The organism is Streptomyces sp. CRN 30, assembly GCF_034105845.1.
Genome location: NZ_JAVRHI010000353.1, coordinates 23,066 through 49,717, shown reverse-complemented (window position 1 = coordinate 49,717; position 26,652 = coordinate 23,066). Strand labels below are relative to the sequence as shown.

Below are 26,652 nucleotides of genomic sequence, written 5' to 3'. Positions count from 1 at the left end.
CGTCGTCCTCGCCGCCGCCGGATCACGCGACCCCGACGCGGCCGCCGACACCGGCCGCACCGCCGCGCTCCTGGCCGACCGTCTCGGGGTCCCGGTCGTCCCCGCGTACGCCTCCGCCGCCGCGCCCACCGTCGACGGGGCCGTGCGCGCCCTCGCCGCCCGGGGCCGCCACCGGACCGCCGTCGCCTCGTACTTCACGGCACCCGGGCGGTTCGCCACCGAGTGCGCCGAGGCGGCCCCCGGCATCGCCGCCGACCCGCTCGGCGCCCACCCGGCCCTGGCCCGCCTCGTCCTCCACCGCTACGACCGGGCCCGCGCGAGCACCGCCACGGTCCCGGCACCGGTGCTGACTTCCGTCTGACCGGCCGGATCGGCCGTCCCGTTCACCGGCCGCTGCGTCTACTGTCGGGGCATGGCAGGCACCGCACCGAAGGCCCACGGCACCGCACCCGGACACGCGGCGGAACCCCCGCACGCGAACGGTTCGCACGAGCTCACCGTCGCCCCCGGCGGCTACGACGAGGCAGCCGTCGAGCGCTGGGCCGCGGAGCCCGACAAACGCCCCGGCCGCACCGCCTTCCAGCGCGACCGCGCCCGCGTCCTGCACTCCGCGGCGCTGCGCCGGCTGGCCGGCAAGACCCAGGTCGTCACACCCGGCACCAGGACCCCGGCCTGGGACGCCAGCCCCCGCACCCGCCTCACCCACTCCCTGGAGTGCGCGCAGGTGGGCCGCGAGCTGGGGGCCGCCCTCGGCTGCGACCCGGACCTCGTCGAGGCGGCCTGCCTCTCCCACGACCTCGGGCACCCGCCCTTCGGGCACAACGGCGAACAGGCGCTCAACGAGTTCGCCGAGGACTGCGGCGGCTTCGAGGGCAACGCCCAGTCCCTGCGCCTGCTCACCCGCATCGAGCCGAAGCGTTTCAGCACCGACCCCGCCTCCGGGGACCTCGTCAGCGTCGGCCTCAACCTCTCCCGCGCCGCCCTCGACGCCGCCACCAAGTACCCCTGGCCGCGCGGCGCCCACCCCGCCGACCCGGCCTCGCCGAAGTTCGGGGTGTACGAGGACGACCGGCCGGTCTTCGACTGGATCCGCAAGGGCGCCCCGGGCCACCGCACCTGCTTCGAGGCGCAGGTCATGGACTGGTCGGACGACGTGGCGTACTCGGTGCACGACATCGAGGACGGCCTGCACGCCGGCCACATCGAGCCGGCCTGTCTGCACGCCGAGCCCGAGCGGCAGGCGGTCTTCGCGGTGGCGGCCGCCCGGTACGCGCCCGCCGGCACCGACCCCGCCGAGCTCGCCGAGGCCCTGGACCGCCTCCTGGACCAGGAGTGGTGGCCGCACGGCTACGACGGCACGGCCGTCGCCCAGGCCCGGCTGAAGGACGCCACCAGCCAGCTCATCGGCCGCTTCTGCCTGGCCGCCGAGGGCGCCACGCGCGCCGCGTGGGGGAGCGGGCGCCTGACCCGGTACGCCGCCGAACTCGTCGTGCCGCGCGCGGCCCGGCTGGAGTGCGCCGTGCTCAAGGCCGTGGCCGACCTGTACGTGATGCAGCGCGCCGAGCAGGAGCGGCTCCGCGCCGACCAGCGGATCGTCGTGGCCGAACTGGCCGAGGCGCTCACCGCCCGCGCGCCCGCCGGGCTCGAGCCGCAGTTCCGCGCGCTGTTCGACGCGGCGCCCGACGACCGTGCCCGCAAGCGGGTGATCGTCGATCAGATCGCCTCGCTCACCGACGTGTCGGCGCGCTCGCTGCACGCGCGGCTCACGCAACCCGCGTGACTCCGCGCAAGCGCCCCGCGTGACTCCGCGTGTGACGCGTGTGGTTCTCTGTGACGGGAGTGACTCGGACGCAGGGTGAAGGTCACCCTGCGTGGCCTGATCGGGCCACAACCCCTTCCCGCATCACGCTCCGTGCGGGACGCTCGCATGTGACATCCCCCACACGCCCGCAGGAGGCATCAAGTGGTCGACGCGGATCAGACATTCGTCATCGTCGGAGGAGGACTGGCCGGCGCCAAGGCGGCCGAGACGCTCCGCGCGGAGGGCTTCACCGGGCGCGTGATACTGATCTGCGACGAACGTGACCACCCGTACGAGCGCCCGCCGCTCTCCAAGGGCTTCCTGCTCGGCAAGCAGGAGCGCGACAAGGTCTTCGTGCACGAGCCGTCCTGGTACGCGCGCCACGACGTCGAACTGCACCTCGGCCAGACCGTCGACGCGATCGACCGCACGGCGAGGACCGTCCGCTTCGGCGACGACGGCACCCTCGTCCACTACGACAAGCTGCTGCTCGCCACCGGCGCGGAGCCGCGCCGCCTGGACGTCCCGGGCACCCACCTCGCGGGCGTCCACCACCTGCGCCGGCTCGCCCACGCCGAACGCCTGAAGGGCGTGCTCGCCTCGCTCGGCCGGGACAACGGCCACATCGTCATCGCGGGCGCCGGCTGGATCGGCCTGGAGGTCGCGGCGGCGGCCCGCGAGTACGGCGCCGAGGTCACCGTCGTCGAGCAGGACCCCACCCCGCTGTACGGGGTGCTCGGCCCCGAGCTCGGCACCCTCTTCGCCGAGCTGCACCGCGAGCGCGGCGTCCGCTTCCACTTCGGCGCCCGGCTCACCGAGATCGTCGGCCAGGACGGCGTGGTGCTCGCCGCCCGCACGGACGACGGCGAGGAACACCTCGCGCACGACGTGCTCGCCGCGATCGGCGCGGCCCCCCGGGTCGCCCTCGCCGAGGCGGCGGGCCTCGCGCTGGCCGACCGCGAACTGGGCGGCGGCATCGCGGTGGACGAGACGCTGCGCACCTCCGACCCCCACATCTTCGCGGCCGGGGACGTCGCCTCCGTCCCGCACGGGCCGGCCGACCGGCGGCTGCGCGTGGAGCACTGGGCCAACGCCCTGAACGGCGGCCCGGCCGCGGCCCACGCGATGCTCGGCAAGGACGTCGTCCACGACCGCGTGCCCTACTTCTTCTCCGACCAGTACGACCTGGGCATGGAGTACAGCGGCTGGGCGCCGCCCGGCTCGTACGACGAGGTCGTCATCCGCGGGGACGCCGCCAAGCGCGAGTTCATCGCGTTCTGGGTGAGCGAGGGCCGCGTGCTGGCCGGGATGAACGTGAACGTGTGGGACGTCACAGAGACCGTCCAGTCCCTGATCCGTGCCGGGAACCAGGTGGACGCGGAGCGGCTGGCGGACCCGCGCGTCCCCCTGGAGAGTCTGCTCGTCTAGCGGTGGAGGCGGCGGGGATGTCCGCGGGCCCCCGTAGAATTCACGCGTGGCAGGACGGATCAACGACGAGGACGTGAAGGCGGTACGGGACGCGGTCCCGATCGACGCCGTGGTCTCCGAGTACCTCCAGCTGCGCAACGCGGGCGGCGGCAACCTCAAGGGCCTCTGCCCCTTCCACGACGAGAAGTCGCCGTCCTTCCAGGTCAGCCCCGGCAAGGGCCTCTTCCACTGCTTCGGCTGCCAGGAGGGTGGCGACACCATCACGTTCGTGATGAAGGTCGACCACCTCACCTTCTCGGAGGCCGTCGAGCGCCTCGCCGCCCAGGCCGGCATCACCCTGCGCTACGAGGAGGGCGGCTACAACCCCGCCCACCAGCGCGGCGAGCGCATCCGCCTGGTCGAGGCCCACCAGCTGGCCGCCCAGTGGTACGCCGAGCAGCTGGCCACCGGCCCCGAGGCGGAGACCGGCCGCGCCTTCCTCGCCGAGCGCGGCTTCGACCAGGGGGCCGCCCAGCACTTCGGCGTCGGCTACAGCCCGCAGGGATGGGACCACCTCACCCGCTTCCTGCGCGGCAAGGGCTTCAGCGACAAGGAACTGGTCCTCTCCGGCCTCTCCCAGGAGGGCCGCCGCGGCCCCATCGACCGCTTCCGCGGCCGCCTGATGTGGCCCATCCGCGACATCGGCGGCGACGTCGTCGGCTTCGGCGCCCGCAAGCTGTACGAGGCGGACAACGGCCCCAAGTACCTGAACACCCCCGAGACGGCGATCTACAGGAAGTCCCAGGTCCTGTACGGCATCGACCTCGCCAAGAAGGACATCGCCAAGGCCAGCCGGGCGGTCGTCGTCGAGGGCTACACCGACGTCATGGCCTGCCACCTGGCCGGCGTCACCACCGCCATCGCCACCTGCGGCACGTCCTTCGGCGGTGAGCACATCAAGATCCTCCGCCGCCTGCTGATGGACAACGGCAGCGCACGCGTCATCTTCACCTTCGACGGCGACGCGGCCGGCCAGAAAGCGGCCCTGCGCGCCTTCGAGGACGACCAGAAGTTCGCCGCCGAGACCTACATCGCGATCGCCCCCGACGGCATGGACCCCTGCGACCTGCGCCTGGCCAAGGGCGACGCGGCGGTCGCGGACCTGGCCGAGCCGCGCGTGCCGCTGTTCAAGTTCGCGCTCCAGCAGATCGTGCGGCGCTACGACCTGAACACCCCCGGCGGCCGGGCGGCGGCCCTGGACGAAGCGGCCCCCGTGGCCGCCCGCATCAAGGAGCGCACCGCGCGGCGCGAGATGGCCGTCGAACTCGCGGGGCTGGTCGGCATCCTCGACCCGGAGTTCGTGGTGGACCGCGTCGGCTACCTGGCGCGGCGCGGCGCGGGCAAGGACACCGGGCCGATGCCGAGCCGGGCCCGCGCACCGGAGACGGCCGCGGCACCGGGCCGTCCCTTCGCGGGCCCGCCGCTGACCCTGCGCAACCCGGCCGCGAAGACGGAGCGCGAACTGCTCAAACTGGCGCTGCAGCGGCCCGAGCTGGTCTCCCCGGCGTTCGACGCCTTCGAGGTGGACGAGTTCACCGCCGCCCCGTACGCCGCCGTGCGCCAGGTGATCGCGGACGCGGGCGGCGCGGAGTACGGCGTCCACTCACCGCAGGACTACCTCGTCCAGGCACGTGAGGCCGCTCCGGACGACACGATCCGCGCGATGGTCACCGAGCTCGCCGTGGAGCCGATCATGCGCCGCACGGTCGACGAGGTGTATGCGGGCGAGCAGCTCGTCACCGTCCGCCGCCGCGCCGTCGAACGCCGGGTCCGGGACGTCCAGAGCGCCCTGACCCGGCTCGGCCAGCACGCCGACCCGGCCCAGTTCGCCGCCGTGCAGAACGAACTCTGGGTCCTCCAGCAGTACGACCAGGCGCTCCGGGAACGCGGCGCGGAAGCGCTCTGACGTCCCCGTACGGTTCCGTACGCCCTTCACCATGTTTGGCCCCCGCCAGGGCTGCGCACCCGAACGTCAGGGTAACCGGTCGGTCACGGACCGGACTCAAAAAGTCACCGCACGCCCCTCGTGGCGGCGATGTGTCGTACTCCACACTGGGTTCCGGTGCCTGAGTCCTCGGAGCGCGGCCGACCCGTCCCCGACGGGTCCGTGACCCCCGCGGTTCCGCTCACTGACTACGGGAGGGCCGTCGGCGAGGCCGGCGACGCCGTCCCCGACGTACCGCTGCCGCACGCTCTGGCAGCGACATTCCTGGAGGTCGCCCCCGTGCAGACCCAGACCCTCTCCCAGACCGACACCGCCGCGGACGGTACGGAGCCCGACGCGGAGACCGCCGTCATCCCGGCGGTGCCCTCGCAGAGCCGTGTCACGCACCACCCCGAGGCGGAACCGCAGGACTCGCCACCGGAGTCCGACGAACTCCCGGCGGACGCGGCCGATCCGGCCGACGCACCCGAACCGGTCGAACCGGCGGACCTGCCGCGCACGCGCACCGAGACGAGCGGCCCCTCCTCCGACCTGTTCCGCCAGTACCTCCGCGAGATCGGCCGCATCCCCCTCCTGACGGCCGCCGAGGAGGTCGAACTGGCCCGGCGCGTGGAGGCCGGACTGTTCGCGGAGGACAAGCTGGGCAGCACTCCCGACCTGGACAGCCAGCTCGCCCTGGACCTCGACAAACTGGTCGTCATGGGCCGCATGGCCAAGCGGCGCCTGATCGAGGCGAACCTGCGGCTGGTCGTGTCGGTCGCCAAGCGGTACGTGGGCCGGGGCCTGACGATGCTGGACCTGGTCCAGGAGGGCAACCTCGGCCTGATCCGCGCGGTGGAGAAGTTCGACTACGCGCGCGGCTACAAGTTCTCCACGTACGCGACCTGGTGGATCCGCCAGGCCATGTCCCGGGCCCTCGCCGACCAGGCCCGGACGATACGGGTGCCCGTGCACGTGGTGGAGCTGATCAACCGCGTGGTCCGCGTCCAGCGCCGCATGCTGCAGGAACGGGGCTACGAGCCCACTCCGGAGGAGGTGGCCGCCCACCTGGACCTCCTGCCCGAGCGCGTCAGCGAGGTGCTGCGCCTCGCCCAGGAGCCGGTGTCGCTGCACGCGCCGGTGGGCGAGGAGGACGACGTCGCGCTCGGCGACCTGATCGAGGACGGCGACGCGACGAGTCCCGTGGAGTCGGCCGCGTTCCTGCTGCTGCGGGAGCACCTGGAAGCGGTCCTGTCGACGCTGGGGGAACGCGAGCGCAAGGTGGTGCAGCTGCGGTACGGGCTGGTGGACGGCCGTCCGCGCACGCTGGAGGAGATAGGCCGGATCTTCGGCGTGACGCGTGAGCGCATCCGCCAGATCGAGTCCAAGACCCTGAACAAGCTGCGGGACCACGCCTTCGCGGACCAGTTGCGGGGGTACCTGGACTGAGGGGGCTCCGGCCCGGACCCCGCTCCTCGAGCGGGGTCCGGGGCGCAGCCCTCAGTCCACCTCCGTCACCGCCTGCGCGAACTGCGCCTCGTACAACCGCGCGTACGCGCCCCCGGCAGCCAGCAGCTCCTCGTGCGCCCCCTGCTCCACGATCGCCCCGTTCTCCATCACCAGGATCGTGTCCGCGTCCCGGATCGTCGACAGCCGGTGCGCGATCACGAACGACGTCCGCCCGTGGGCGAGCTTCGCCATCGCCTTCTGGATCAGCACCTCCGTCCGGGTGTCCACCGAGCTCGTCGCCTCGTCGAGGACGAGGATCACCGGGTCCGAGAGGAACGCCCGCGCAATGGTGATCAGCTGCTTCTCGCCCGCGCTCACCCCCGTCCCCTCGTCGTCGATCACCGTGTCGTACCCGTCGGGCAGCGTCCGCACGAACCGGTCCGCGTGCGCCGCCCGCGCCGCCTCCTCGATCTCCTCCCGCGACACCTCCCGCGCGGCGCCGTACGCGATGTTGTCCGCGATCGTGCCCCCGAACAGCCAGGTGTCCTGGAGCACCATCCCGATCCCGGCCCGCAGTTCGTCCCGCGACATCTCCGCCACGTCCACGCCGTCCAGCGTGATGCGGCCGCCCGTCACCTCGTAGAACCGCATCAGCAGGTTCACCAGCGTCGTCTTCCCCGCACCCGTCGGTCCGACGATCGCCACCGTACGCCCGGGCTCCACCGTCAGCGACAGGTCCTCGATCAGCGGCTTCTCCGGGTCGTAGCGGAAGGAGACCTTCTCCAGCGCCACCCGCCCGCGCAGCTCCGCGGGGAGCGCGCCGGTGCCCGGCAGCGGGTCTGCCTCCTGCTCCTCCGCGTCCAGCAGCTCGAACACCCGCTCCGCCGACGCGATGCCGGACTGCACGAGGTTGGCCATCGACGCGACCTGCGTCAGCGGCATCGAGAACTGCCGCGAGTACTGGATGAAGGCCTGTACGTCGCCGATCGACAGCGCGCCCGAGGCCACCCGCAGCCCGCCCACCACCGCCACCAGCACGTAGTTCAGGTTGGAGACGAAGAACATCAGCGGCTGCATCATCCCGCTGTTGAACTGGGCCTTGAACCCGGCCTCGTACAGCCGCTCGTTCTCCTCGGCGAACTGCTGCGCCGACTCCCGCTGCCGCCCGAACACCTTCACCAGCGTGTGCCCGGTGTACATCTCCTCGATGTGCGCGTTGAGCGCGCCCGTCGTCCGCCACTGCGCCACGAAGTGCGGCTGCGAGCGCTTGCCGATCCGGGTGGCGACCAGGAACGACAGCGGTACCGTGACCAGCGCGACCAGGGCCAGCACGGGTGACACCCAGAACATCATCACCAGCACGCCCACGATGGTGAGGAGCGAGTTGATCAGCTGGCCCAGGGACTGCTGCAGGGTCTGCCCGATGTTGTCGATGTCGTTGGTCGCGCGGCTGAGCACCTCACCGCGCTGCCGCTGGTCGAAGTAGGACAGCGGCAGCCGGGACAGCTTCGCCTGCAGGTCCCCGCGGAGCCGGCCCACCGTGCGGTTGATGGCCCGGTTGGAGAGCCGGGTCGACACCGCCATCAGCAGCCCCGCCCCCGCGAACACGCACAGCGCGAGCAGCAGGACGTTCCCCACGGCGCCGAAGTCGATGCCCTGGCCCGGGGTGAAGTCCGTGCCGCCCAGCATGTCGGCGACGCCGCCCTCCCCGCGCTCCCGCATGGAGGCGAGGACCTCGTCCTTGGTGGCCCCCGCGGGCATCTCCCGCCCGACGACGCCCGCGAACACGAGGTCCGTCGCCCTGCCGAGGATCCACGGCCCCAGCACCGAGAGCCCCACGCTGAGCACGGCGCAGGCGAGCAGGACCAGCATGGTGGTCCGTTCGGGCCGGAACTGCGCGAGCAGCCGCTTGCCCGACCCCTTGAAGTCCATGGACCGCTGATCGGGGCCGCCCCCGGCCATCATCCGTCCCGCCGGCCCCGCCATCAGGCAGCCTCCGCTTCCGTGAGCTGGGAGAGCACGATCTCCCGGTAGGTGTCGTTGCCGGCCATCAGTTCCTCGTGCCGGCCCGTGCCGACGACGCGGCCCTCGTCGAGGACCACGATCCGGTCGGCGTCCCGGATGGTCGCCACGCGTTGCGCGACGATCACCACGGTCGCCTCGGCGGTCTCGTGGGAGAGCGCGGAGCGCAGGGCCGCGTCGGTGGCGTAGTCGAGCGCGGAGAAGGAGTCGTCGAAGAGGTAGATCTCCGGGCGCTGGACCAGGGTGCGGGCGATCGCCAGGCGCTGGCGCTGACCGCCCGAGACGTTGGTGCCGCCCTGGGAGACGGGGGAGTCCAGCCCGTTCTCCAGGCCCCGGACGAAGTCCGCGGCCTGCGCCACCTCCAGCGCGTGCCACAGCTCCTCGTCGGTGGCGTCCGGATTGCCGTACCGCAGGTTGGTGGCGACGGTGCCCGCGAACAGGTACGGCTTCTGCGGCACCAGCCCCACCGTACGGGCCAGCAACGCGGGATCGATCGTGCGCACGTCCACCCCGTCCACCAGCACCTCGCCCTCGGTGGCGTCGAACAGCCGGGGGACGAGGCCCAGCAGGGTGGACTTGCCGCTGCCCGTGGACCCGATGACCGCGGTCGTCTCGCCCGGCCGGGCCACCAGACCGATGCCCCTGAGCACCGGCTCCTCGGCCCCCGGATAGCGGAACCCGGCGTCGCGCAGCTCCAGCGTCCCGTGCCGGCGCAGCTCGCGTACCGGCGCGGCGGGCGGGACGACGCTCGAGTCGGTGCGCAGCACGGCCTGGATGCGCTCGGCGCACACCTCCGCGCGCGGCATCATCATGAACATGAAGGTGGCCATCATCACGGACATGACGATCTGCATCAGATAGGCGAGGAACGCGGTCAGCGCGCCGATCTGCATCCCGCCGCTGTCGATCCGGTGGGCACCGAACCACACGACCGTGATCGACGACAGGTTCACCACCGTCATGACGATCGGGAACATCAGCGCCAGCAGCCGCCCGGTGCCCAGCGACACCTCCGTGAGCTCGGCGTTCGCCTTCCCGAAGCGCTGCTTCTCGTAGGTGTCCCGGACGAAGGCCCGGATGACCCGGTTGCCGGTGATCTGCTCGCGCAGCACCCGGTTCACGGTGTCGAGCCGGTCCTGCATGGTGCGGAAGAGGGGCCGCAGCCGCCGGATGATGAGGCTCACCGAGACGGCGAGCACCGGGACGACGCCCAGCAGCACCCCGGACAGCGGCACGTCCAGCCCGAGCGCCATCACGATGCCGCCCACGCACATGATCGGCGCCGACACCACCAGCGTGAACGTCATCAGCGCGAGCATCTGCACCTGCTGGACGTCGTTCGTGGTCCGCGTGATCAGCGAGGGTGCCCCGAAGTGACCGAGCTCACGCGCGGAGAACGACTGCACCCGGTCGAACACGGCCGCCCGGATGTCCCGGCCGACCGCGGACGCCGTACGGGCCCCGTAGTACACGGCACCGATGTTGCACACGACCTGGGCGAGGGAGACACCGATCATCACGGCGCCGTACGACAGGATGCGGCCGGTGTCCCCGGCCACCACCCCCTCGTCGATGATGTCGGCGTTGAGCTGGGGCAGGTAGAGGGTGGCGCACGTCTGCACGAACTGCAGCAGCACCAGCAGTGCCAAGGGTTTCTTGTACGGACCCAGGTGGGTCCGCAGCAGTCTTATGAGCACGCGGGATCTCTCGTCGTCGAGGAGGGGCGGGATGCACCACCCCCCATCGTCGAACACTCCACCGGTGTTACCTCAACCGATTAACCCGAGAGGGCCCAAGAACCGGCCGCCGAGATCCGTCGGACCGCCCCCGTACTAGTACTGCTGGAACGCCCCCGGATGCGTCTGTTCCCGCACCGACACGTACTGCTGGCGCACCGCCTGCCCCACGGCCAGTTCCTCGTTCGGGTCCAGCACCTGCGCGGGCGCGCCCTGCCAGGGCGGCGGGGTGCGCGGATCGAGCGTGCCCTGCGAGGCGCCGAGCGCCCAGGCCGCCTGCCGGGCCGCGCCGATCGCCGCGTAGTCGCCGGGCTGTGGCACCACCACCTGCGCCCCGAACAGCGCGGGCGCCGCCGCCTGCACGGCCGGCAGCTCCGCGACCGCCCCCAGCAGGAAGATCCGCCGGACGTCGACCCCGCGGCCGCGCAGCACGTCCAGCGCGTCCGCGAGCCCGCACAGCATGCCCTCGAAGGCGGCCCGCGCCAGGTGCTCCGGCCGCATCGACTCCCGCCGCAGCCCGGTGAGCGTGCCCGCGGTGTGCGGCAGGTGGGGCGTGCGCTCGCCCTCCAGGTACGGCAGCAGCACCAGTCCGTGGGAGCCCGGTGTCGACTTCATCGCCAGGTCGGACAGGCTCTCCAGATCGGGCACCCCGAGCAGTTCGGCGGTGCCGCGCAGGGTCCGTACGGCGTTGAGGGTGGTCACCACGGGCAGGTGCATGCCCGTCGCGTCGGCCAGTGAGGTGATCATTCCGCTGGAGTCGACGAGCGCCTCGGGGTGCACGGCCATCACGGACCCGGAGGCACCCAGCGACACCACCGCGTCGCCCAGCCCGATGCCCAGCCCGAAGGCGGCGGCCATGGTCTCGCCGGTCCCGGCGGAGATCAGCAGCCCCTCGGGGGTCGTCCCCGCCGCCTCGGAGGGGCCGAGCACCTCGGGCAGCATCGCCTGGTGCCCGAGGGCCAGCTCGACGAGGTCGGTGCGGTACGAGCCGGTCGCCGCCGACCAGTACCCGGTGCCCGAGGCGCCGCCCCGGTCGGTGGTTCTCCTGACCGGCCGCCCCAGCAGCTGCCACACGAGCCAGTCGTGGGCCTGCAGCAGCGCCGCCGTGCGTGCCGCGTTCTCCGGCTCGCTCCGCGCCATCCAGCGCAGCTTGGTCACCGGCTGCGCCGCCTGCGGCACACAGCCCACGGCCTCCGCCCAGGCGTGCCGCCCGCCGAGCCCGTCGACCAGGTCGGCGGCGGCCACCTGCGCCCGCTTGTCACCGCCGACGACCGCGGGCCGCACGGTGTTGCCCTGCGTGTCGAGCGGCACCAGACCGTTCTGCTGCGCCGACACCCCGATCGCCTGCACGCCCTCGAGCAGCCCGCCGCCGGCCGCCTCGCCCAGGGACAGCAGCCAGGCCTGTGGATCGACGTCGGAGGGACGGCCACCGCCCGCCGGCTCCAGCGGATGCGCGGCGTACCCCTGCCTGATGACGGCACCGGTGTCCGCGTCACAGACGACGATGCGCGTGAAATCGGGCGAACTGTCCAACCCGGCGACTATCCCCATGGCGGAAATTCTGCCGTACGGGGAGAAGGGGCCGTGCGCCCGGTGCGGAAGCGGCCCCCAGGGGCGCAGGAGCTCCCGGGGACGGCAGGGGCACCGGGCGGCTCGGTGCCGCACCGGTGCCCCGGGTGACCGGGCGCGCCGTCGCGCGCACCCGGCCGAATCCCTGCCGCCCCGGTCCCCGGGGCGCTCGGAGTCCTCAGGTGGTGCTGGTCCCCCAGTCGTCCCCGCCGCTGCCCTGGGCGTTGCGCTCCCGCAGCGTCCGCACCCGCCCGGCGACCGAGTCGGGCATGCGATCGCCCACCTTCTCGCTCACCACGTGGTACGCCTTGCCCGCGAACACGCGGCCCTGCTGGGCGGCCGACTCGGCGGTGTTGCGCACCGCCGGGTTCTGCGCGACCTGGCGTGCGGACTTCTTGAGCTGCTCGTAGCGCTCGCGCCCGGCCCGCGTGCCCAGCACGTAGCCCAGGGCCAGTCCGGCGACGAACGTGAGCCGGTTGAGCATGGCGGCCACCTTCCTTGGTCTGCGTCGGTTCTGATCGGTCCTGCGTACAGCTTCGGCGCCCGCACAGGAGTACCGATTGGCGGAGCACCCCCCTGCTTGCGCTAATGTATGTGTCGCAGCGAGCGCGCGCCCCCTGGCGAATACCCAGGTCGGTACGTTCAATGCACCGAGGCATTCCTCCGTAGCTCAATTGGCAGAGCAGCCGGCTGTTAACCGGCAGGTTACTGGTTCGAGTCCAGTCGGGGGAGCTCGATCCTCCGTAGCTCAATTGGCAGAGCAGCCGGCTGTTAACCGGCAGGTTACTGGTTCGAGTCCAGTCGGGGGAGCAGCCCGAACGAGGACCCCTCAGGGGTCCTTTTTCATGTCCTGTTCTCGGCCCGGGGGAACCACGGAGCCCCTGGTGAGGTCCTGACGGGCAGGTGTGGCCGACCATCCGAGGCAGGAGATCGTATGAGCGGCTATGCTGCGGCAGACGGCGCGCACACATGTACGCGGCGCGCCGTATCGGGGCGGTAGCTCAGCCGGTTAGAGCAGCGGACTCATAATCCGTCGGCCGTGGGTTCGAGTCCCACCCGCCCCACCGAGCGTCCCCAGGCACAATCGATCTGACCTGGGGAAACGTTATTTCCGAGGGTGTCTCGCGTGCGGCGGATGCCTCGCGAACCTCTTGCCTTCACCGCATCGACACTGGCGCCCTCCGCGTGTGGCCCGCGGCCGCAGCTCGGCCTCCGGGTTCGATCGCTCTCAGGGGGCGGCCCGAGGAAGGCACCTGACGATGCCAACTCGTCAAGCCGCAGTGTCGAGTTCGACCGACGGGGAACGCGGTGTGCTCGTCGAACTGCCGCGCTTGCGGCCGGCGCGCTCCAGGGCTGCCTGGAACTGAGCGCGGGTCAGCCGCGCGGCCCGGGCGGGGGCCGGTGCGGCCTTCAAGAGCTCACGAGCCTCGGGACGACACAAGCCATTGGTCCACGTGGCGGCGCGACACCCTGCCGATCGCGATAGCGGGCGGCAGCCATCGGGTGGATCGAGTGCACCTTGCGCTTGCCGGTCCGTAGGACGGCGACCAGCAGGCCACGTCGTCGGTGATGTGCCGTGCGGCCACAAGCGTGCCGGTGTCGTCGACCAGGGCGACGTCGTGTGTCCTCAGGTAATGGGCGAGCCCGAGCGGACCGCCGCCGACGACGACGCGGAGGCCGGACCCGCCCGGGTCACGCGGCCGACGGTGCCACATGCTCGGCTCTGCGGCTGACGGCCGTGGTGACGATCTGCTGAGCCAGAGCGCCGAGCATGACCGGCCCCACACCGCCCGGGGCGGGCACGATGACCCCTGCGACGGTGCTGGCCGAGTCCACCTCGACTCCGCCGACCAGGTGGGGCACCTCCCGGCCGGGGTGCTTCCGGCTCGGCCGGAAGCCCGTGAAGATCGGGTTGAAGTCGATGACCACGGCTCCCGGCTTGATCCACTCTGCCGTCACCGCCGCGGGCCGCTGAAGCGAAACCACCAGCAGGTCGGCCGAACGGGCCAGCTCCCGGGCCCTCGGATGGGTCACTGGCACCACACAGCCCGAGGCGTTCGGGGGCAGCGCGGCGAACGCCGCGATCCGCGCCACCATCTTCGCCACCGGGTTGGTCTCGGTCAGATCCGGGTCGGTCAGGACGACGACCTCGTGGCCGTCCGGGTCGTAGCCGATCGCGTCGAGCAAGTGGACCACCGCGGTCGGCACCACCGGGATACGGGTGGCGGGCAGGGCGCTCAGCGGGTTGAGCCGCATGACGTGGTCCAGATGCAGCCCTTCGGCCTCCTTCGCCGGGGCGATGGCGGCCAGCACCGACCTGATGTCCAGATGCTCGGGCAGCGGGATGAGGACGAGGATCACGTCCACGTCGTCGTCCGCGTTCAGCTGCTCTATCAGGGTCCGCAGCGTCTCCCAGTCGGTGTCCTCGGCGAGCTCGTACGGGCGCACCCGGAACCCGGCCTCACCGAAGAGCTCCTGGTGCAGGCGGAAGTTGACCGGGAGCATCGGGTCGTCGTGAGAAACTCGCACGAGCGCCACGGTCGGGGTGATACCGGCTTCCTCGGCGCTGCGCGCGGCCTGTTCGATCAGCGTGCGCTTGAGCGTCTGGCCGGTGGCGATACGGGCTGGCAACGTGATTCCTCTCGTGTCTCCCCGGCCTTGGCCGGGGACAGGGGTCACTCAGGTCGAAGGGCGCGGTCGAAGACGGCACCCAGGTGCCGGATGTTCTCCGGGGATCGGATCATCGAGTAGTGGTCGCCGGGTACCTGGAGCACGTCGACCCGGCCCGAGCAGTGACGGGTCCACAGACCGCGCTCGGTGCCGCGGATGCCGAGGGTGCGCATGATGTCCCGGTTCTCCTCCTGCTCGGCGGCCAGGACCACGATGTCCGAGGTCAGCCGCCGGTCGGGGAACCACCGCTTGAGCGCTTCGTGGTTGTCCTGCCAGGTGTGGAAGAACCCCGCCAGTTCGGCCTTCATCGCCTCCGACCACGTGTGGTCGCCGATCCGCTCGATGACCTCCTCGACGGACCGCGCCGCGGGGGCGCCGGCGTCGTTCCCGGACGTCGTTCCGGGCAGGATCTGCCCGACGAGGGTGGGGAAGGCCGCGAGGAAGGCGGAGCCGTCCACCGTGCCGCCGATGTAGGCCTCCGGCGGGTGCGAGTCCAGCATCACGACCCGTTCCACCGGTTGCCCGTCCCGCTCCAGCTCGGCCGCCATCTCGAAGGCCACGCTGCCGCCGAAGGAGTATCCCGACAGGAGGTAGGGGCCCTGGGGCTGCACCTCGCGGATCAGGGAGGTGTACAGCCGGGCGAGGTCCCGGACGGACCGGTGCTGTCCGGGCTTCCCCGCCGGGTGCGTCAGCGCCCACAGCGTCCGCGCGTCGCCCATGTGACGGCTGAGGTCGATGTAGGCGGCGATGGTGCCGCCCGCCGGAGGCACCATGAACACGTGCCCGGGCGCGGAGCCTTCCCTGATCCTGGAGAGCAGATGGCGATGCCCGTCCGCCGCCCGCGGCAGGGTGGAAGGCAGCGGGTCCGCGCCTGCGGACGGCGGGCTGTCAGGGACGGCCGCCCCGGCCAGAGCGGTCAGGCGCTCGACCACGGCCGACAGCGTGCGCAGCCCGTCGAACTCCTCGAAACTCATCGGCAGTCCGGTGGTGTCCCGCAGCAGCGTGACCGTCTCCACCGCGCGCATCGAGTCGAGGCCCCGGTCGTAGAAGTCGTCGTCCGGCCCCAGCTCGGGCGCGTCCAGCATCCGGGTGAGCACCTCCCGGACCTGTTCCGCCAACTGCGATGCGGGCGCGGGTGACCGGGGCACCGAGGCCGGCCCGTGTGCGGGCCGTACGTCGATCCAGTGCCGCCGCCGGCGCATCGGGTGGCCCGGCAGCGCCACCCGGCGGGCGTGCGTGCGGTCGCCGACCGCCTCCGGGCCCAGCTGCCCCCCGGCCAGCCAGGCGGCCGCTGCCGGGTCGTCCGGCACCGTGCCGCCGGAGGCCACGGTCCCCAGCAGGCCGACGAGTTCGGACACCGACCCGGCCCGCAGGGCGGTGCGGGCGGCGAAGCCGGTGCGGCCTTCGAACAGGGTGTGAGCGACGTCGTCCAGCCGGATGTCGGGGCCGTCCGCCAGCCAGTCGCGCAGTCCCGCCGCCAGCATCGCCAGAGCCTCCGCGTCCCGGGCGGACAGGAGCGCCAGATGAGTGCCCGTCGGCGCGGGGCGTACCTCGATCCGCGGTGGCGCGGCCAGCACCACATGGGCGTTGGTGCCGCCCAGCCCGAAGGAGCTGACGGCCGCCGCCCGGACGGGGGAGTCGGGCCGTACGGGCTCCGCCGGAATGCGGTAGTGGTCCAGATGCGCCTCGATCCCGGGCCCCGGGGCGGTGAAGTCCGGCTGGCCGGGGATGACCTGCTCCCGCAGGACCAGGACCGTCTTGATCAGGCCCGTGACTCCGGCGGCGGCGTCCAGGTGCCCGAGGTTGGCCTTGACGCTCCCCAGGTGGCACACCTTCGGCGGATCCCCGTCGGCGGCGTGCGCGGTGGCCAGGGCGCGTACCTCGATGGGGTCGCCCAGCGCCGTGCCGGTCCCGTGCGCCTCGACGTAGCCGATGGCGCTGGCCGGCAGGCCGGAGACCGCAACGGCCTCGCGGATCACCTCCACCTGGCCCGCGGTACCGGGCGCGGTGAACCCGACCTTGTCGGCCCCGTCGTTGTTCACCGCACTGCCGCGGATCACCGCGCTCACCCGGTCGCGGTCGGTGACCGCGTCGTCGAACCGACGCAGCACGACCACGCCACAACCGCTGCCGCGTACCGTGCCGTTGGCGGACGCGTCGAAGACCCGGCACCGGCCGTCCGGCGACAGGATGCCGCCCTCGCGGTACAGATAGCCGGTCCGCTGCGGCACGCTGACGCTGACCCCGCCCGCCAGCGCCATGTCGCACTCGCCCGCCAGCAGCGACTGCACGGCGAGATGCACGGCGACGAGCGAGGACGAACAGGCCGTCTGAACCGTGACCGCCGGGCCGGTCAGCCCCAGCCGGTGGGCCACTCTGGTGCAGAGGAAGTCCTTGTCGTTCCCGAGCAGCAGCGGGTAGCTGATGCCGTCGGGCGGCAGTTCCTCACCCGCGGCGACCAGACCCAGCAGATACGTACTGATGCTGCTGGAGCCGAACACCCCGATCCGGCCGTCGAACCGGCCCGGCGGGTGGCCCGCGTCCTCCAGGGCCGCCCAGCACGTCTCCAGGAACAGCCGCTGCTGCGGGTCCGTCAGCTGCGCGTCGCGCGAGGGAACACCGAAGAAGTCCGCATCGAACAGCTCGATGCCGTCCAGGGCCGCGGCCATCGGTACGTAGGACGGGTGTCGCGCCAGGTCGTCCGGCACACCTGCCTCGCGCAGCTCCTCGGCGGTGAACCGCCGTACGGCGCGTTTGCCCTGCAGCAGGCGTTCCCACAGCTCGGAGACCGACCCGGCACCCGGGAACCGGCCCGCCATGCCGACCACGGCCGCCGCCGTCTCCTGGCCGCTGCTTCCCTCACTCATCCGTAGTCTCTCCCCCTGCTGTGCCGCGTGCTCCCCCACGGACCGCGGCGCGTACGGCGCGCCTGCGGTCGCCGCCCACCGGTGCCCTGCGGGTGCCTACCCGCCCGCCGGGGCGCGTCCCGGCGAGGGTGTCCGTCGCGTCCGCCCGGCTCAGGCGGGCGGCGAGCAGCCGGGGCGTCGGGTACTCGAACAGCTCGACCATGTCGAGCCGCGCGCCGTGTACCTCCTGAGTCAGCCTGCGATGGACCTGGACCACGTGCATGGAGGTCCCGCCCGCGTCGAAGAAGCTGACGTCCGGGCCGACCGAGTCGCGCCCGATGACCTCGGCCCAGATCCGGGCGACGGCTTCCGTCAGTTCGTCTCCGGTGCCCGGTGCCGCGCCGGCCCGGGAAGTGGCCGGAGCGGGCAGCGCGGCCGCGTCGACCTTGCCGTTCACCGTCAGCGGCAGTTCCGTGACCGGTACGTACAGAGAGGGGAGCATGTACACCGGGAGGCGGTCCAGCAGCAGCTTGCGCAGGGCCACCTCGTCCGGTGGTTCCTCCTCCGCGACGAGCCATGCGGCCAGCAGCGGTTCGCTGCCCTCGGGCGTGTGGACCGCGACGTGCACGTCCTTCACGCCAGGCGCACCGCGCAGCGCCGTCTCCACCTCGCCCGGCTCCACGCGGTAGCCGCGCAGCTGGACCTGGCGGTCGATCCGGTCCAGGTAGACCAGTTCGCCGTCCGGCCTGACGTATCCGCGGTCACCCGTCCGGTAGACCCGGTCCCCGTAGCGGCTGCCGGTCACGAAGCGTTCGGCGGTCAGCTCGGGACAGCCGAAATAGCCGCGGGCCACGCCGTCGCCCGCCACCAGCATCTCGCCGGGCACCCCCACGGGGCAGCGGTTCAGGTTGCGGTCGACGACGGCGATCCGCAGATCCGCCAGGGGCTTCCCGATCACGCCGCTGTCCTCACCGTCCACGGTGGCCGGGTCGATCTCGTGGAAGGTGGTGTGCACGGTGGTCTCGGTGATGCCGTACATGTTCACCAGCCGGGCCCGGCCCCCCACCAGCGCCGTCCAGGGCCCCACGGTGCCGGGGTGCAGCGCCTCGCCGCCGAAGATCACCCAGCGCACCCGGAGTCCGGCTGCCGTCTCCGCGTCGAGGACCTCGGTGAGCCTGCGGAAGGCCGACGGAGTCTGGTTGAGGACGGTGACCTCCTGGTTCGCGAGCAGCCTGGCGAAGCCGAGGGGCGAACGGATGGTGTCCTCGTCCGGCACGACGAGCCGACCGCCGTGCAGCAAGGCGCCCAGCATCTCCCAGACCGCGAAGTCGAAGGCGTACGAGTGGAACAGGCACCAGACGTCGTTCTCGTCGAAGTCGTACTGCTCCGAGGAGGCAGCGAAGAGCCGCGTCACATTGTGGTGGGTGACCTCCACGCCCTTGGGAGCGCCCGTCGACCCGGAGGTGAAGATGATGTAGGCCACGTCGTCGCGGGACGGGTCCCGGCGGGCCCGCTCCTGTTCCGGCCGGCCACGCTGTTCCGCGAGCAGCTCGCCGCCGCTGAGACGCCGCCGGCCCTCCGCGCCCGGCAGCAGTTTGTCGGCGACCACGGTGATGGTCGCGAACTGGCCCAGGATGTGCCGCAGCCGCCCTGCGGGCGCGTCCGGGTCCAGCGGTACGTACGTCCGTCCGGAGCGCAACACCCCCAGGAGTACGGCGATGAGTTCCCGGCCGCGCGGCAGGGCCACGGCCACGTGCTCGCCGTGGCCGCCCGCGTCGAGCGCGTCGGCGACCCGGGTGACCACACCGTCCAGCTCGGCGTAGGTCCACGTCCCCGCTCCGTCGGTGACCGCCGTACGCCCGGCGTGGACACGGGCGGTGGCGGAGAACCAGGCGTCGACGGTGTCGGGCTTGTGCTGCGGCCGGTAGTCGTTGACCAGGTCGTCCAGGCCGCGATCGGCCTCCGGGCTCAGCACCGGTATCCGGGACGGAGGCGTCAGCGGATCGGCCACCGCCGTACGCAGGACGCTGATCAGCATCGCCGCCGGGTCCGCCGGAGCCAGGCGGTCGGCGTACTCGACGCCGAGACTGAAGCCCTGGTCACCTTCACGGACGTTGACTGCCAGCGGGTAGCGCACCAGGGTCCGCGGCACGAAAAGGGTGTCGGTGGTGCAGCCGGGGAGATCCAGCGGATAGGCCTTGCGGTAGTGGGTGATGGCGTTGTCCATCTGGAGGGCCGGCGTCCGGCGGCCCTCGAACACCTGCGGGGCGTGCTCCGTGAGGTCGAGCAGCTTGTGCCGCAGCATGGTGCGGATCCGCACTGCGATGACTTCGCACAGGTCCGCGAAAGTGGGGACGGTATCCAGGTCCAGTGCCAGCGGGTGGGTGTTGATGAAGTATCCCAGCGCGAACATCTGTTGCCAGTTGCGCCGGGTCGCCAGCGGTACGCCCACCACCACGTCCGGCCGACCGGTCAGAGCCGACATGACCACGGCGTGCGCCGCGAGGAACACGGTGTACGCCCCCGACTGCGCGGTCGGCTCGCCCGCGCGCAGGGCCGTGTCGAGGTCCGGCGGCAACGGAACCTGCCGGACCACTCCGGGCAGCGCCCCGTCGGCCCGTCGCTTCTCGGTCAGCTCCTCGTGCGAGAGCCGGGACACCCCGCGCAACAGCTTCCGGTACGCGCTCACGGCGGCCGCCGTCCGGTGCGGGCTCATGCCGTTCATCGGCTGGTGGCGCAGCCCGGCCAGATACTCCGGGGCCAACTGCTGTCCCCGGTAGAGGAGCGAGGCCATCTCCGCGATGTTGTACATAGTGATCGCGTCGCTCACCAGGTGCGAGCAGACCACCCCCAGATATCCGGCGTGGCGCCCGCGGTAGAGAGCCACCTCGTACTGCGGCCACTCGTCCGGCGTCCGCGGCCGCTCCGCCGCGCGCCCGATCTCGGCCGCCACGGCAGCCGCCTCCGCCTCGGCGTCCAGGCCTGCAGGGGCGTCCAGGATCCTGACCACGGACCGCCCGGGATGCCGCTGGCCGGCCTCCTCGCCCGAGGTCCTCTGCCGGAAGACCAGGTTCAGTCCGACACTCTCGGACAGGATGTGTTCGAGGGCGTCCCGTAACCGCTCCGCGTCGAACTCCCCGCGGATGCGCTCCGCGTGCGCCAGGGTGAACGCGGTGTCCCCCGGATAGAGCCGGTGATACAGCACCAGCTTGCGTTGCTCGGCACTGAGGCTGATCTCCTCCACTGCGGTCCCCTCCCGGTGGTCGTCAGGCGGCGGCCGAAACCGACCGTCCACAGGTATCTCCCGGCGATCACCGCAGCGGCTACACGTACCGGTACGCGAACTAACCGTCATATTCGGCGAGATGGGCCGCAGCGACCGTATAGCGTGCCGTCATGTTCGATTCGGACGGTGAGGGTACGCAGGAAGGACGTGATCCCGTCGGCCCCGGAGGTGCCGGTGAGCTGCTGGACGGGCTCGAGAGGGGGGAGTCGCGGCTGCTGGTGGTGGAGGGCGGGCCGGGCCACGGGCGCAGCACCGCTCTTGGGCGCCTGGTCGCGTCCGCGCGGCGGCGGGGGCGGACGGACGCCGCCCTGGTGCGGTGCGGGCGGGACGAGTCGGCCTTCGACTGGGGCCTGGTACGACAGGTGCTCGACGCGCTCCCCGGGCCCGCCGACGCATCCCCGGTGCGGAACCGGCTCCAGGTCCGCGACGAGCACTGGTTCGCCGCCGTGCGCGAGGGCGACTCGTGGGAGACCCTTCAGCGGCTGTACTGGCTGATCGCGGAGCGGGCGGTCGAACGGCCCCTGGTGCTCGCCGTCGACGACGTGCACTGGTGCGACCCCCCGTCGCTGCGGCTCCTCGGGCAGCTCGTGCGCAGGCTGCACCAGCTGCCCCTGCTGTTGGCCGTCTCCGTCGACCCCGTGGAGCGGTCCGGCGCCGAACAGCTGCTCATGGACGTGGTGAACGCACCCGGACGGCTGTGGTGGTCGCCTCCCGCGCTGGGCCGGAGCGAAGTCACCGCGCTCGGGCAGGAGTTCCTGGGTGACGGCGGAGAGGCGGTGGTGCAGGCCTGCCTCGAGGTGACGGGCGGGGTGCCGGGCCTGGTCGTCGAGGTGCTGCGCATGGCCTCCCGCGCCACGCCGGGGGAGACGCCCGAACAGGCGGTACGGCGATGCGAACCGCCCGCCGTGGCCAGCGCCGCCCTCTCCCGCGCCGCCCGGCACGGCGAAGCCACGGCGCATGCGCTGAGGGTCCTGTCGGTATTACGCAGCCCGGTGCCGGCCCGGCAGGCCGCCCGGCTGCTGAACCTGGAGCCCGCCGAGTCCGCCGACACCCTGGCCGTCCTGGAGCGACTGGGCTATCTGGTGGCCGGCTCCGACGGTGTGCTGATCGCGCCCGAAGCGCTGCGCCGGGCCGTCAGAGCGCGGATGCGTCCCTCGGAGCGGCACCGCGCGGAGAGCCTGGCCGCCCGGGTGCTGGTCGGTCGGCCCGAGACGCTGAACGAGGCGGCCGGGCATCTGCTGGCTGTTCTCCCGGAGGGTGACGCCCGGCACGTGAGGATACTTCAGGCATCCGGTCGCCGCATGCTGGCCGCGGGCCGCTACCCGTACGCCGCCCGCCTGCTGCGGCGCGCACTGCAAGAGCCGCCGACCGACGAGGACCGGGCGGAGATCCTGGCCGACCTGGGGCTCGCGGAGCTGTACCGGGACCCCCGGTCCGCCGTGGAGCACCTGCGGCCGGCGGTGGCCGGGGCCGACTCCCCGGAGGAGAGGCTGCTGTGGACCCTGCGGCTCACCCACGCCCTGGCGATCACCGGGGAGGCTGCCGAGGGCCACCGCGTGCTGTGGGCCGAACTGGAACAGACCCCGTTGCGCAGCAGCCACGAGCTGGTCCGGCGCGCGGCCGCCGAACTGTTCTTCCTCGTCCTCAGCGACGACGACACCGCCCGTGCCCGTCACCGGTCCGTCGACGGGAGCGACTGGACCGGCTTGCCGCGGCAGAAGGCCCCGCTGCTGCCCGCCCGCGCGGTGCGGCTCTCGCGGGCCTCACGGGCGCTCGCCGGAGCCTTCGCCTGCCACACGTCCGGAGAACTGGTCGGCGGCATTCACGATGCCCTGTCCAGCGGCCCCGAACCGACCGACGAGAGCAGTATGGGCTGGCTGGCCATCGGGTCGATCCTGCTGTGGGCGGATGACCTCACGGCGGCCGATCGGGTGTTCGGGCGTGCCGCCGAGGAGGCGGAACGGTGGAACGCCCCCCTGCCGCGGTACACGGCGCTGTGGCTGCACGCCCTCGTCGCGGTGAACGCGGGCCGGCTGGCCGAGGCCCGAAGGCTTACCGCCACCGCGGTCGGTCTGGCCCGCGAGCGCCCCTGGGACGTGTGGGCGGCCGGTCCGTCCATCGTCGCCATGCGGCTGGCGGAGGAGTGCGGCGGGGAGTCGACAGCGGCCTTCGAACCTCTCGTGGGCGAGCCGGGCGGGGAGGTTCCCCGGCTGTGGGTCGCGGACCTCGCGCTTGCCGGCCGGGGCCGGCTGCGGGTGGTCGAGGGTGATGTGAGCGCGGGGCTGGCAGACCTGCTGGAGGCCGGACGGCGGCTGCTCGCCATCGGCTGCCTCAACCCGGCGATGTCGCCCTGGCGGTCCGCGGCGGCGCTGGCCCTGGCCCGCCTCGGCCGGGCCGACGAGGCGCATCCGCTCGCCGACGAGGAAGTTCGGCTGGCCCGCGCCTGGGGCGCGCCGCGCGCCCTGGCGGTGGCCCTGCGCCGACGCGGTGTGCTGCGCGGCGGTGACCAGGGCCTTGCCGACGTCGAGGAGTCGCTGTCGCTGCTGGCGGACCAGAGATTCCCGTTGGAGTCGGCCCGCACCCTGCTGGCCCAGGGCGGGCTGCACCGGTCCCGGCGCTCCCACGACCCGGCCCGGGACGCGTTGACGGAGGCATACCGGCTGGCCGGACAGTGTGAGGCGGACCGGCTGGCCGGGCGGATCCGGGAGGAACTGCTGGCGGTCGGCGGTCGGCCCCGGATCAGCCGGTCGGCGGGATTCTCACCGCTCGCCCCGGCGGAGTGGCGGGTGGCCCGGCTGGCCGCGGACGGGGCCACCAATCAAGGGATCGCCGAGCACCTGTTCCTCGCCCGCCGGACGGTGGAGGCGCACCTGACGAGCGCGTACCGCAAGCTCGGCATCCGCGGCAGGAGCCAGTTGCCGGAGGCCCTGCGGCAGTTCGCCGCCGACGGGTTCCCGGAGGACGACGGCGCCGCCCCCACGGGCGAGGGTACGGATATTCCTGCGGGGCGACCACGATGACCGCCGCGCGCCCGGACGCTGCACTGGTATGACCCCCTGGCGCGACGGAAGGCACAGAGGATCATGAGTGAGGTACACCCGGCGGCCATCGCACGACCGGCCGACGGCCGGCCGCCCGTGGTCGTCGCGCTGGACCGGATCGGCTCCGGCGCGTCGGCGCTCGTCGGCGGGAAGGCAGTCAACCTCGGAGCGCTGATCGCTGCGGGCATGCAGGTGCCGGATGGCGTGTGCGTCACCACGGAGGCCTACCGCCGGGTGACCGAGGAACCCCGATTCGCCGTGCTGGTCGACGCACTGTCCGAGGTCCCGGCCGGCGACACGGCGAAGCTCGCCGAACTGGCGGAGCGGATCCGTGAGGCCGTACGGGGCGCCCCGGTCCCGGATGCCGTCACCCAGGCCGTGACCGCCGAGTACCGGGATCTGGGGGACGACGTGCCCGTGGCGGTGCGGTCGTCCGCGACCGCCGAAGACCTGCCGTCGGCGAGCTTCGCAGGACAGCAGGACACCTTCCTCAACGTGGTGGGCGAGGATGCGGTTCTTGACGCCGTCCGCCGCTGCTGGGCCTCCCTGTGGACGGACCGGGCGGTCACCTACCGTGTCACGAACGGCATCGACCACCGCAGCGTACGGCTGGCCGTCGTCATCCAGCGGATGGCCGGCGCACGGGTGGCCGGCGTGATGTTCACCGCCGACCCGGTCTCCGGACGGCGCCATTGGGTCACCGTCGACGCCGCCCCCGGGCTGGGCGAGGCCGTGGTCTCCGGCGCCGTCAACCCCGACCACTTCGTCGTGGACACCGACAAGGACGAGGTGGTCGAGCGTCGGCTCGGTGACAAGCAGTTGGCGATCCGCCCGCTGCCGGGCGGCGGCACGGAGCACGTCGAACCCGCCGGCCCCGGAGCGGCGGCCGACGCCTGTCTCGACGAGAACGAGCTGCGCGCCCTGGTCGCCCTCGGCCGGGAGACCGAGCGGCTCTTCGGCAGCCCGCAGGACGTCGAATGGACGCTGGACGCGGACGGCCGGTTCTGGCTCACCCAGTCCCGTGCCGTCACCACGCTCTACCCGCTGCCCGTCACCAACGCCCGCGGGAACGAGGAGGTCCGGGCCTACTTCTGCTACAGCATGGTCTGGCAGGGCATTCAGGGACCGCTGACCCCGGTGGGACTGTCCGGCCTCCGGCTGGTCGCCTCCGGCATGGCACGGCTCGCCGGGCTGCCGGTCCCCGACCTGTACGAGGGACCCAGCGCCTACGCCGAGTCCGGCAACCGCATGTTCCTCGACATCACCACCGCCCTGCGCGGGGCGGGCGGCCGTGCTGTGCTCCCTGGCTTGCTCAAGATGGTGGACAACCAGACGGCCAAGCTCGTCGACGACCTCTTCGAGGACCCCCGTTTCACGCTGACCGACTCGTCCAGAACGGGACTGGTCAGACGGCTCGGGCGGATCGCCCTCCGCGCCGGGGTGCCGCTGCGAGTGGCCGAGGCCGTGTTCCGGCCCGCTGCGGCCCGCGACCGGGTCGCCCGGGTGGGCGCCCGCCAGGCAGAGCGCTTCGTGCTCCCGGGCGCCGTCCGGCCGCAGCAGCGCCTGGAGACCGCGCGGCGCATCCTGTTGGAGGGGATTCCGGCTGTCTTCCCCCGCATGGTGCCCATCCCGGCCGTCGGGGGCGCGGCCCTCGGGATCGCCTTGAAGCAGCTGGGGGAGGAGGTGTCCGAGGAGGAGGGCCTGGCACTGCTGCGTGGCCTGCCCCACAATGTCACCACCGAGATGGACCTCGCCCTGTGGCAGCTCGCCGACCGGATCCGGAAGCAACCGGACGACGCCCGTCTGCTGCGGAACTCCTCCGCCGACGAACTGGCGGGGGCGTACCGGAACGGCACTCTGCCCCCCATGGTCCAACAGGGAATGCAAGCCTTCCTCGACCAGTTCGGTCACCGCGCGGTGGCCGAGATCGACGTCGGGGCGCCCCGGTGGGCCGATGCCCCGGCCCACTTGTTCGGCGTCCTCGCCGGCTACCTGGCGTTGGCTCCGGACGCCACCTCCCCCGAGCAACAGTTCACCGACGGCGCGGAACTGGCCGAGCGGACCGCGCGGGAACTGGTCGCCCGCGCCCGGAAGCGCGGCAGGCTGCCGGCAGCCGTGGTCCGCTTCGGTATCCGGCGTGCCCGGCAGCTGTTGGGGCTGCGCGAGGTCACCAAGTTCTACTCCGTCCTGCTGATGGCACAGGCACGGCGAGAACTGCTGCTGATCGGCGGGGAACTGGCCGCCGACGGGCGGCTCGACGCGGCCGACGACGTCTGCTTCCTGGATCTGCCCGAGATCGCACAGGCCCTGGCGGGGACGGACGTACGCGACCGGATCGGGCCGCGACGCGAGGAGTTCGCCCGGGAGAACCTGCGCCGCCACGTGCCCCGGGTGCTGCTTTCGGACGGCACGGAGCCCACCCTCGCCCCCGCGGACGACGGCACCATGCTCGGCGCAGCCGCGTCGGCCGGCACCGCCACCGGCCCGGCCCGGGTGGTGTACGACCCGGTTGGCGTCAACCTGCAGCCGGGGGAGATCCTGGTCGCACCGTCGACCGACCCGGGCTGGACCCCGCTCTTCCTCACGGCGGGCGGCGTGGTGCTGGAGACCGGTGGAGTGAACTCGCACGGTGCCGTGGTGGCGCGGGAGTACGGCATTCCGGCGGTGGTCGGCGTGCCGGGCCTGCTCTCCGCCGTGTCGGACGGGCAGGAACTCACCGTGAACGGATTCCTGGGCACGGTGTCGGTCGGGACCGACGATCAGGCCGGGCAGGCCGGGCAGGCCGGGCCCGGCGTACCGGCCGGGGAGACGGCGGACTCATGGGAGCGGTATGCCTGAGCA

At 72.6% G+C, this 26,652-nt stretch carries 14 protein-coding genes, 3 tRNA genes and 1 pseudogene; 10 read left to right on the top strand and 8 right to left on the bottom strand.

All coding sequences use genetic code 11. The features are described 5' to 3' along the window. From UW392_RS37665 to UW392_RS37645, 5 genes are all read left to right on the top strand, one after another. Positions 1–361, top strand: a 361-nt coding sequence (locus UW392_RS37665; RefSeq protein ID WP_320779730.1) for a CbiX/SirB N-terminal domain-containing protein, incomplete at its 5' end; no start/stop codon positions are given. Between the two features lie 51 nt (positions 362–412). After that, positions 413–1,780, top strand: coding sequence for a deoxyguanosinetriphosphate triphosphohydrolase (locus UW392_RS37660; RefSeq protein ID WP_320779729.1), 1,368 nt, complete (start codon positions 413–415; stop codon positions 1,778–1,780). Between the two features lie 183 nt (positions 1,781–1,963). Then, complete coding sequence (locus UW392_RS37655) at positions 1,964–3,229, top strand: NAD(P)/FAD-dependent oxidoreductase (protein WP_320779728.1); 1,266 nt, start codon at positions 1,964–1,966, stop codon at positions 3,227–3,229. Positions 3,230–3,275: 46 nt separating this feature from the next. Further along, positions 3,276–5,174 carry a DNA primase gene (gene dnaG / locus UW392_RS37650; RefSeq protein ID WP_320779727.1) on the top strand — a complete coding sequence of 633 codons (1,899 nt, stop codon included), beginning with the start codon at positions 3,276–3,278 and terminating at the stop codon, positions 5,172–5,174. A 156-nt stretch (positions 5,175–5,330) separates the two neighbouring features. Continuing rightward, on the top strand, positions 5,331–6,641 hold the full coding sequence (locus UW392_RS37645) for an RNA polymerase sigma factor (RefSeq protein WP_320779726.1): 1,311 nt from the start codon (positions 5,331–5,333) through the stop codon (positions 6,639–6,641). A 51-nt stretch (positions 6,642–6,692) separates the two neighbouring features. On the opposite strand, the gene UW392_RS37640 is transcribed toward UW392_RS37645, so the two are convergent. From UW392_RS37640 to UW392_RS37625, 4 genes are all read right to left on the bottom strand, one after another. After that, positions 6,693–8,627 (bottom strand): ABC transporter ATP-binding protein, encoded by a 1,935-nt coding sequence (locus UW392_RS37640; protein WP_320779725.1) that lies wholly within the window; start codon positions 8,625–8,627, stop codon positions 6,693–6,695. Then, positions 8,627–10,360: an ABC transporter ATP-binding protein gene (locus UW392_RS37635; RefSeq protein ID WP_320779724.1), complete on the bottom strand. Its 1,734-nt coding sequence runs from the start codon at positions 10,358–10,360 to the stop codon at positions 8,627–8,629. Before UW392_RS37635 ends, UW392_RS37640 begins: the two co-directional genes overlap by 1 nt. 135 nt (positions 10,361–10,495) lie before the next feature. Next, positions 10,496–11,950 carry an FGGY family carbohydrate kinase gene (locus UW392_RS37630; protein WP_320779723.1) on the bottom strand — a complete coding sequence of 485 codons (1,455 nt, stop codon included), beginning with the start codon at positions 11,948–11,950 and terminating at the stop codon, positions 10,496–10,498. Positions 11,951–12,146: 196 nt separating this feature from the next. Continuing rightward, positions 12,147–12,452 carry a YtxH domain-containing protein gene (locus UW392_RS37625; protein ID WP_320779722.1) on the bottom strand — a complete coding sequence of 102 codons (306 nt, stop codon included), beginning with the start codon at positions 12,450–12,452 and terminating at the stop codon, positions 12,147–12,149. Between the two features lie 175 nt (positions 12,453–12,627). Here UW392_RS37625 and UW392_RS37620 point away from each other — a divergent pair. The 3 genes from UW392_RS37620 (at position 12,628) to UW392_RS37610 (ending at position 13,032) form a co-directional block, all read left to right on the top strand. Further along, positions 12,628–12,700: transfer RNA gene (locus tag UW392_RS37620), tRNA-Asn, on the top strand. 5 nt (positions 12,701–12,705) lie between these two features. Then, positions 12,706–12,778: transfer RNA gene (locus tag UW392_RS37615), tRNA-Asn, on the top strand. Positions 12,779–12,958: 180 nt separating this feature from the next. After that, positions 12,959–13,032, top strand: a tRNA-Ile gene (locus UW392_RS37610). Between the two features lie 239 nt (positions 13,033–13,271). On the opposite strand, the pseudogene UW392_RS37605 reads toward UW392_RS37610, so the two are convergent. The 4 genes and pseudogenes from UW392_RS37605 to UW392_RS37590 all read right to left on the bottom strand — a co-directional run. Then, positions 13,272–13,599 (bottom strand): annotated as a pseudogene (locus tag UW392_RS37605) (hypothetical protein); the annotation flags it as partial. A 61-nt stretch (positions 13,600–13,660) separates the two neighbouring features. Next, on the bottom strand, positions 13,661–14,599 hold the full coding sequence (locus UW392_RS37600; protein WP_320779721.1) for a tetrahydrofolate dehydrogenase/cyclohydrolase catalytic domain-containing protein: 939 nt from the start codon (positions 14,597–14,599) through the stop codon (positions 13,661–13,663). Between the two features lie 44 nt (positions 14,600–14,643). Continuing rightward, entirely contained in the window at positions 14,644–17,505 is a 2,862-nt protein-coding gene (locus UW392_RS37595) for a beta-ketoacyl synthase N-terminal-like domain-containing protein (RefSeq protein WP_320779720.1), read from the bottom strand. Beyond that, positions 17,498–20,728: an amino acid adenylation domain-containing protein gene (locus tag UW392_RS37590; protein ID WP_320779719.1), complete on the bottom strand. Its 3,231-nt coding sequence runs from the start codon at positions 20,726–20,728 to the stop codon at positions 17,498–17,500. Before UW392_RS37590 ends, UW392_RS37595 begins: the two co-directional genes overlap by 8 nt. Positions 20,729–20,880: 152 nt before the next feature. Here UW392_RS37590 and UW392_RS37585 point away from each other — a divergent pair, with 152 nt between their 5' ends. Both UW392_RS37585 and UW392_RS37580 read left to right on the top strand, forming a co-directional pair. After that, positions 20,881–23,790 carry an AAA family ATPase gene (locus tag UW392_RS37585; RefSeq protein WP_320779718.1) on the top strand — a complete coding sequence of 970 codons (2,910 nt, stop codon included), beginning with the start codon at positions 20,881–20,883 and terminating at the stop codon, positions 23,788–23,790. 63 nt (positions 23,791–23,853) lie between these two features. Further along, positions 23,854–26,649 carry a PEP/pyruvate-binding domain-containing protein gene (locus UW392_RS37580; RefSeq protein WP_320779717.1) on the top strand — a complete coding sequence of 932 codons (2,796 nt, stop codon included), beginning with the start codon at positions 23,854–23,856 and terminating at the stop codon, positions 26,647–26,649. Positions 26,650–26,652 lie beyond the last annotated feature (3 nt).

Excerpts from the sequence above, each read along its gene's own strand:
- UW392_RS37660 (WP_320779729.1), top strand. The coding sequence starts at position 413 with ATGGCAGGCACCGCACCGAAGGCCCACGGCACCGCACCCGGACACGCG.
- UW392_RS37640 (WP_320779725.1), bottom strand. The coding sequence starts at position 8,627 with ATGGCGGGGCCGGCGGGACGGATGATGGCCGGGGGCGGCCCCGATCAG.
- UW392_RS37630 (WP_320779723.1), bottom strand. The coding sequence starts at position 11,950 with ATGGGGATAGTCGCCGGGTTGGACAGTTCGCCCGATTTCACGCGCATC.
- UW392_RS37625 (WP_320779722.1), bottom strand. The coding sequence starts at position 12,452 with ATGCTCAACCGGCTCACGTTCGTCGCCGGACTGGCCCTGGGCTACGTG.
- UW392_RS37595 (WP_320779720.1), bottom strand. The coding sequence starts at position 17,505 with ATGAGTGAGGGAAGCAGCGGCCAGGAGACGGCGGCGGCCGTGGTCGGC.
- UW392_RS37585 (WP_320779718.1), top strand. The coding sequence starts at position 20,881 with ATGTTCGATTCGGACGGTGAGGGTACGCAGGAAGGACGTGATCCCGTC.
- UW392_RS37580 (WP_320779717.1), top strand. The coding sequence starts at position 23,854 with ATGAGTGAGGTACACCCGGCGGCCATCGCACGACCGGCCGACGGCCGG.